This is a genomic window from Desulfocicer niacini (assembly GCF_054657595.1).
In genome coordinates this window covers 1-366 of record NZ_BAAHYK010000200.1, presented here as the reverse complement: position 1 = coordinate 366, position 366 = coordinate 1, and the positions used below count along the sequence as shown (strand labels likewise).

Below are 366 nucleotides of genomic sequence, written 5' to 3'. Positions count from 1 at the left end.
TAGAGGCCATTTTCATGATTACACCTTCTTTAAATCTACATGAAGGAAGTGTATTCATGAGTTCATTAATGACGAGCAAACTGCTTTGTTCCGTGAAGTCAGTTATATGGGCGTAACGAGCTGTTGTGGTGGGGCTTGCATGACCAAGCAAAGCCTGAATATGACGAAGGCTTAAGCCACGTTCAAGGAGATGAGTGGCAAAACTGTGGCGAAAGGAATGGACGGAGACTTTTTTTTATACCACATTCAGCCACAACTGTTTTCATGGCTTTTTGAGCACCACCTCTGTCCATATGAGTTGTAGCCTTTTGAATTTTTGCAACAGAACCTGTTCCATTGGGGAACAATAATGTGGGATTACGGTGC

At 42.9% G+C, this 366-nt stretch carries 2 pseudogenes; both read right to left on the bottom strand.

The annotated features are described in order from the left end of the window. Positions 1–172 (bottom strand): annotated as a pseudogene (locus ACYQ2M_RS25385) (hypothetical protein); the annotation flags it as partial. Between the two features lie 10 nt (positions 173–182). Beyond that, positions 183–366, bottom strand: a pseudogene (locus tag ACYQ2M_RS25380) (hypothetical protein); the annotation flags it as partial.